This window comes from Methanococcoides methylutens (assembly GCF_000765475.1).
Lineage (GTDB): Archaea > Halobacteriota > Methanosarcinia > Methanosarcinales > Methanosarcinaceae > Methanococcoides > Methanococcoides methylutens.
This window is the reverse complement of sequence record NZ_JRHO01000009.1, coordinates 525,672-532,292: the sequence shown is the minus strand read 5'-3', so window position 1 is coordinate 532,292 and position 6,621 is coordinate 525,672. Positions and strand designations below refer to the sequence as shown.

Genomic DNA, 6,621 nt, shown 5'->3' with positions numbered 1-6,621 from the left:
CTGCCACTTTCAACGTCAGACCGGAAAAGCTCCGGTCTCCACTAATGATTTTGAAATGGAGGTGATTGAAATTCCACGCACGTTGTGCGGGATTCTCATAATACATCTCATCGCATATATACCTTCCGAATCGGAAGATTGTGACACATTTTTGGAGAATGTATCGATATACGTGAAATGCATGACGTTTTTCGAACTCTCAGTAGATCGTATCAGAATCGACAGCGACCAGCTCACTGAGAGCACCCCTACAATAGCTCACTCGTATTTATACGTTGTGTGTCAATGTGTGACAGTGGTTTATATGCAAGGGTGATTTGATACTTCAAACAAACTTACATCACCAATAAAATATCACAGAAAAATATCCAGCATATAAGTCACCAAACAAAGATAACTCAGCCACCAACAAATAAAACATCGAGTTATATTAATAAGACAAAATTCAGCAATTCATAGAGCGCCACCATGAGAAAACTAATCGAAAATCTAAAATACATCATTCCTTACTATACATCAGCCAAACGCCCATAGGTCCTACATACTATAACAGGCAAAATGGCATAAAACATGTTAACGGAAATTATTATAATAATCTGCATCAGCAGGATTCGATAAAAATGAAAGTCAGCAAACCAAGAGGAACAAGGGACTTCCTTCCAGAAGAGACCGCTCGAAGGAGAAATGTAGAGAACATTATGAGGCAGGTAGTGACAAAATGGGGATACAAAGAGGTCATTACACCCACATTCGAGCATCTGGAGCTCTTCACCCTTAAATCAGGAGAAGGCGTGGTAGGCGAACTTTACAATTTCAGTGACAAAAGTGACAGGGACATGACATTGCGCCCAGAGCTTACCGCCCCTGTGATGAGGATGTACGTCAACGAAATGCAGGCAATGCCCAGACCTCTTAAATTATTCTATTTTGAGAATTGCTTCAGATATGAAAGACCACAAAAAGGACGCTTCAGGGAATTCTGGCAATTCGGTGTGGAGGTCATAGGCAGCAACCGCGCAGATGCAGATGCAGAGATCATTGCCCTTGCAACGAACATGATCGAATCAGCAGGCATCAAAGGTGACCTGCATGTTGGTCACTTAGGAATTATCCGCCACATCCTCAAGGACACAGAGGATGAACAAAAGAGCAAGATCATGCGCCTTGTTGACAAAAAGGACGATGAAGGACTTGACAATTACTTTGAAGAGATCAACGCACCTGCTGAACTCAGAAGAAACCTTCTTGAACTCATCTGCCTAAGCGGTTCAGAGGCTATCGCGAAAGCAAGAGAGATACTTGGAGATATCGAAGAGATCGACAAATTTGAAGAACTCCTCACCCTGCTTGACGCATATGAGATCGACTACAACGTTGACCTTGGCATCGCCAGAGGACTGGACTATTACACAGGAATGGTGTTCGAGATATACGCAGAAGGACTTGGCGCACAGAACCAGGTCTGTGGTGGCGGTGCCTACCAGCTCATATCCCTCTTTGGAGGCGGAGATGTACCTTCCACCGGATTCGGAGTTGGCTTCGATCGTATAATGGAGATCTGTGAAATACAGCCCCCAAAGGAAAACAAAGTAGTGATAGTAGCAACTGATGACACCCGCACTGATGCAATAAAGGTTGCAACAAAGATGCGCAAAGAACTGACCGTTTATATGGACATCATGAAGCGCAACTTCAAGTCACAACTATCCCATGCCAACAATACGGAGGCAGATTACGCCGTCATCGTAGGCAAGAAAGAGATCGAATCAGGTAAATTGACAGTAAAGGACATGCAAAGTGGAGAGCAACTGCAACTTACACTTGAAGAAGCCATACAATTGATAAAAAGCAAATAACATTACAATACCCACAAAATGAATTCACTTCTCAAAAACGAAAGGGCAGCCGATTCCCTGCCCTTAAGGTTCACAATTGCATCCCTTCTGATATTGCTCATAATGGTACTTTTTTTCACTGCGATCTCTGATCTAAAAGATAAATCAGACGAAAATCTGGCCATCATTGAAATTGAAAAACTCGTATCAAACACCGAACAGATCTCCGTACGCGGAGAAGGAAGCATCATTTATCTGGAGATCGACATTCCCGAGAAGGTATACGTGCATATGGGAGAACTACCGAACGAAGATAATTTATGGCCTTCAAACTCCAAAAACTACTACATCCGGATCGATGAGCGACACACCATATACGACTCCAGGTCCGCTTTTTCCAACGAGAATATGACCGGAGCATATATAATAACTCCCGGGCACCATGAACTGAAACTTGAAAGCGAAAGAGACACCAGCACAGGAATGCTCTTCATAAAAATATCTGAACATTAAAAATGAAAAACGAAATAATCCCCCATACAATCCAGGATATGTTCAAGGACCGAAACGGCTGGATCGAGTTCACACTATCAAAAGCAGCCTTGATGATAACAAGCATAATCCTCCTTGCAGCATTCTACCAGATCGGAGCCGATTTTAGCGACATCCAAATGCAAAGACAACTTGATTCCGAAGCTATTGCCCTAAAGGCATCAATTGATAACGTCGGCAGCATCTCACCCGATAGTATCAGACAAAATTCCACATATTCATTCAGCTCCGGGTATCCAATTAATGCATTCATTTCCAGCGAATACATACGATTTGAAATGACCCATCGTGAGGACATCATCCACTCGGTCAAACCCCTCACATTCAGGACAATTCCACTTAATGAAACTGAAATGAGAACATTCCTTTCGAACAATTTCAATGGACAGCCCGGCACGTTCGAACATCCTTTGATCACAAATACAAACACAATCATTGAAGTGATCTCAACTGTTGGCACCCAGGAAGTAATTTTAAATACAGGAAAAATAGTCAATATTGAAAAAACATCCATTTACCTGAAAAACGATTCCGAGGTCAATAGACTTGAAGTTATACTTGTTCATCAATGACGAGCAAGCGATCCTTGAACCTCACAATGACATCCTTGCCACAGCACTGATAGTCATTGGATTTGTGGTCTTTGCTGCAGTCATGTCAAAAACCTACCTCATCTACGATGAGCAGAGCCATTCTATAGAGAATTACGAAGAAGCATCACGCATAGCTGAAAGCATTGCCAGCTGGGATGAACTACAGGGAACACGCCCAGACATAATATCCGCCGAAGTACTTGAAGGTATTTCAGACCCGGTCTCAGACAGAGAGACACATGAACTTTTCTTTGCACGATTCTCCGCCAACAATGAATTCTCAGTAGAGATCCATACCGATGACGGAAAACACCACTGGTCAATCCATAAAAGTAAAACTGCAGCAAGCGGAAATGTGATAGCAGCATCCATCCCGGTTATTATAGAGATAAATCCTGCACAATACACATCCGGAACACTTACAGTCCGACTCTGGAAAAGATACATATAAAGAAGGACAAATATGCCAAAAACGAAACTCATAGAGGACCAGCGCGCATTTTCTTCAACAGCAGATGCACTATTTTTCCTTGTACTGATATCCATTGCAACAGTCATCATTATGCCATCCATAATGGCAGAAAGGCAATATGATGCAGCAGCATACACCGCAACACAGGACTTCGACACACACCTTTTAAGCTCAGTACTCAACTCAAATATAGATGAATTTGAATATGAGATCACACCTCTTGCAATCACAGGCATAACACTTCCTGAAAATACCATCATTAACGACCCCATAAATACAATTTTCGGAAGGCAACAACATCATCGCACTTTCGCAGATATGATCGCAGAGGACATGATATTAACGCTTTCAATCGAGGCCAATGGAACTACCCGCTACATAAATCCAATTGCACAGGAGCATAAAGAGCAAACATCTACAGCAATTGCTTCATATCTTGATAAAAGGATAGGAGGCAGATATAATTACCACCTTGAAGCAAATTGGGAACCGGTAGAAGATTATCCACTAAAAAGCTCCATATCAGTTGGAATGACACCCCCATACGATGCAGTCCGCCAGAGTTCACGAATAACACTACCATTAAACACCAGAACATCCAGAGATAAACTTTTTGTAAATATAAATGACAGCATGCTCGAAGAACTTCATAATTCATCCAATACGACAAAGTTCTGCGCATACCACCAGGCATTCAACAAAACCATCGAAGAGGCAGCAGCATCAACTGCAGTACTAGTGACAGACATTGTATTCCCTTCAGACTACCTTAGAAGCCTGATAAGTCAAGACCAAACAAAAAGCACAGAAAATATATTCATCAGCAACCCACAAGATGAAAACAAGGGTACTGAAATGTTGATGGCAGCATACATACTGAATTACAGCACGAACACAACATATGGAACCAGTTACATGCCTGCAGAACTGAACAACAGCATAGTATCCACTATTGAAAGAAAGATAATCGACCATAACCAACACAACATTGCAACACACCTACACAACAATATGGACCCGGAAATAAACGAAACGGTCTCTCAAATGGTAAACTCCACGAACATCACCACGACAAAAGAACTAAGAACTGTTCAGGTGGACCAAATATACAGAAAAATTAACAAGGCATATTTGGACATCACGCTTTCCATCTGGTAATAGGAACATAAGCTTTATATGAAATGTAAGGTGTATGTAGGTCACTTCGCCAAAGTAACGATTCAAGTTATTGATCCCAACGTTCCCTTAACTTGAGCATAAATTCAAAACATTAATATTCACTAAACAATCAAATTATAATCATCAGGAGGAATGCTATGGCAAAAATGCATACTCGTACAAAAGGTAAATCCGGATCAACAAGACCAATCAGGACAGAAGCTCCAGCATGGTCCACAGCAACCACAGAAGAGATTACAACTGTGATCCTCGACATGTGGAAACTTGGTAACTCCACAAGCGTCATTGGAATGCACCTCAGGGACAACTATGGAGTTCCTGATGTCAAACTCGCAACAGGAAAGAAGATCACTGACATCCTTAAAGAGAACGATGAAGCTCCAAACGTACCGGAAGATCTTTACAACCTTATTGTAAAAGCTATCGGAATGCGCAAGCACCTTGTTGTTAACAATAAGGACGTACACAACAAGAGATCACTGCAGTCAACCGAGTCCAAGATCAGAAGGCTCGTTAAATACTACCAGTCCACAAAGGTACTCCCTTCAGACTGGAAGTACAAACCAGAAACTGCAGAAATGCTGATCACAAGATAAGCGGCCAGCCCGCTTATTAATTCTTTGATGTTTAGTTCTGCTAAGCATCACAATATCTTTTTTTGATTTTATTTTCTAATTGTAGGTTGACACATAATTCAAAATTGAGTAGCGAATAGCTTCCAATGTCTATTAAAAGGCAAGATATAAATTCATAGAATGACCAGTAGAAGTTATGAAAGCTGTTATTCTGGCTGCAGGAGAAGGTATCAGATGCAGACCCCTGACATCCACCCGATCAAAGGTCATGCTTCCTGTTGCAAATAAACCAATACTTGAACATGTTATCGAGTCACTTGCAAAGAACGGCATAAAAGACCTGATACTTGTTGTAGGTTACGAACGAGAACGTATAATGAACTATTTCGAAGATGGCCTCGATCTTGGAGTCAATATCAAATACGTCCACCAAAAAGCACAGCTTGGCACAGCTCATGCCATCAAACAGGCAGCAGACCTGATGGAAGAAGATGATCAGGAATTCATGGTACTCAATGGAGACAACGTCATTGAACCACAAACGATAAGGGATCTTATAGACAAACATACCGGCGACGCAACGATACTGACCGTAAAAAAAGAACATATCTGTGGATATGGAGTCGTCCTTGCAAACGGAAAAAAAGTAACAAAGATCATAGAGAAACCAACCACAGAACTCAGCCACATCATCAGCACAGGCATATACATATTTAACCATTCCATATTCGAAAGAATAGAACACACACAAATATCCCCCTTGGGAGAATATGCGATCACCGACACCATCCAACAAATGATAGAAGATGGAATGGACGTAGATCATGTCCTTACAAATTCATTGTGGAGAGATGCAGTCTTTGCATGGAACCTGCTAAAGGATAACTCAATGGTCCTTGACCGAACAGAAGACTACAACATAAAAGGAACAGTTGAAGATGGAGGAATAATCCATGGCAAGGTTAGTATCGGAAATAACACGGTGATCAGATCAGGGTGTTACATCGTAGGACCTACAATCATAGGGGACAATTGTGAAATTGCACCCAACGTCGTTATACTCCCATCCACTACCATTGGTGACAACGTTTCAATCGGTTCCTTCACACAAGTTCAGAACAGTATAATTATGGACAATACCCGGATCCATTCACATGGATCGATCTCAAATTCCATAATCGGACTGAACAATATAATTGGACCTTATTTTGTTGCTGAAGACAAAGAAAATGTAAAGATCCAGATGGAAGACGAACTTCGTACTGCTGAAAAACTGGGAGCTATTACCGGAGACGACATTACGATCGGTCATAGGGTCCTCGTAAAAGCAGGATCCATGATAGCCCACAACTGTCGGATCGAATCCGGAAAGACCATCAACCAGATATTACCTGAAAATTCCATTGTTGTTTAAG

Annotated in this window: 7 protein-coding genes; all 7 read left to right on the top strand. The window is 41.6% G+C overall.

Going from position 1 to position 6,621, the window contains the following annotated elements:
* The first annotated feature begins 620 nt into the window (after positions 1–620).
* Positions 621–1,856: a histidine--tRNA ligase gene (gene hisS, locus LI82_RS05005; protein WP_048193808.1), complete on the top strand. Its 1,236-nt coding sequence runs from the start codon at positions 621–623 to the stop codon at positions 1,854–1,856.
* 18 nt (positions 1,857–1,874) lie between these two features.
* Positions 1,875–2,348: a hypothetical protein gene (locus LI82_RS05000; protein ID WP_048193807.1), complete on the top strand. Its 474-nt coding sequence runs from the start codon at positions 1,875–1,877 to the stop codon at positions 2,346–2,348.
* Positions 2,349–2,350: 2 nt separating this feature from the next.
* Positions 2,351–2,959, top strand: coding sequence for a hypothetical protein (locus LI82_RS04995; protein WP_048193806.1), 609 nt, complete (start codon positions 2,351–2,353; stop codon positions 2,957–2,959).
* Positions 2,946–3,431 carry a hypothetical protein gene (locus LI82_RS04990; RefSeq protein ID WP_052402734.1) on the top strand — a complete coding sequence of 162 codons (486 nt, stop codon included), beginning with the start codon at positions 2,946–2,948 and terminating at the stop codon, positions 3,429–3,431. Before LI82_RS04995 ends, LI82_RS04990 begins: the two co-directional genes overlap by 14 nt.
* Positions 3,432–3,443: 12 nt before the next feature.
* Positions 3,444–4,610 (top strand): DUF7284 family protein, encoded by a 1,167-nt coding sequence (locus LI82_RS04985; RefSeq protein ID WP_048193804.1) that lies wholly within the window; start codon positions 3,444–3,446, stop codon positions 4,608–4,610.
* A 158-nt stretch (positions 4,611–4,768) separates the two neighbouring features.
* Positions 4,769–5,227: a 30S ribosomal protein S15 gene (locus tag LI82_RS04980; protein ID WP_048193803.1), complete on the top strand. Its 459-nt coding sequence runs from the start codon at positions 4,769–4,771 to the stop codon at positions 5,225–5,227.
* 175 nt (positions 5,228–5,402) lie between these two features.
* On the top strand, positions 5,403–6,620 hold the full coding sequence (glmU, locus tag LI82_RS04975) for a bifunctional sugar-1-phosphate nucleotidylyltransferase/acetyltransferase (protein WP_048193802.1): 1,218 nt from the start codon (positions 5,403–5,405) through the stop codon (positions 6,618–6,620).
* The last annotated feature ends 1 nt before the right edge of the window (position 6,621 follow it).

Excerpts from the sequence above, each read along its gene's own strand:
- LI82_RS04985 (WP_048193804.1), top strand. The coding sequence starts at position 3,444 with ATGCCAAAAACGAAACTCATAGAGGACCAGCGCGCATTTTCTTCAACA.
- LI82_RS04995 (WP_048193806.1), top strand. The coding sequence starts at position 2,351 with ATGAAAAACGAAATAATCCCCCATACAATCCAGGATATGTTCAAGGAC.
- hisS (WP_048193808.1), top strand. The coding sequence starts at position 621 with ATGAAAGTCAGCAAACCAAGAGGAACAAGGGACTTCCTTCCAGAAGAG.
- LI82_RS04980 (WP_048193803.1), top strand. The coding sequence starts at position 4,769 with ATGGCAAAAATGCATACTCGTACAAAAGGTAAATCCGGATCAACAAGA.
- LI82_RS05000 (WP_048193807.1), top strand. The coding sequence starts at position 1,875 with ATGAATTCACTTCTCAAAAACGAAAGGGCAGCCGATTCCCTGCCCTTA.
- glmU (WP_048193802.1), top strand. The coding sequence starts at position 5,403 with ATGAAAGCTGTTATTCTGGCTGCAGGAGAAGGTATCAGATGCAGACCC.